Origin of the sequence: Bartonella sp. AP58NXGY (assembly GCF_042195785.1) — a bacterium.
Lineage (GTDB): Bacteria > Pseudomonadota > Alphaproteobacteria > Rhizobiales > Rhizobiaceae > Bartonella.
The window spans coordinates 1-263 of the sequence record NZ_JBHIOY010000412.1 but is presented as its reverse complement, the minus strand read 5'-3'; the positions used below and the strand labels follow the sequence as shown (position 1 = coordinate 263).

At 42.6% G+C, this 263-nt stretch carries 1 protein-coding gene; it reads right to left on the bottom strand.

Going from position 1 to position 263, the window contains the following annotated elements; genetic code table 11:
- The coding region (locus tag ACFINC_RS11740; RefSeq protein ID WP_375617310.1) for a DUF935 family protein at positions 1-263 on the bottom strand (263 nt) is incomplete at both ends.

Below are 263 nucleotides of genomic sequence, written 5' to 3'. Positions count from 1 at the left end.
AGAAATATTAACAACACCCCCACAATCAGAACAAACATGAGCCTTTTGTTGCCCAGCATCATCAGCTGTAAGAAAAGGAGCCTTTAAAACATCTTCTTCTTTTGTTGGTTGCGAAAAACCAATCTTATTGCGCACTTCTTGCGCTCCCACATGCAACCCCAAGGGAACAAGTTTTTCCAAAGCATCACTGATGGCTTTAATATCTTCATTTTCCGAAATCGGCCAATAGACAAGGGGGAGGCGCTCTTGGGGTCCAAAATTAA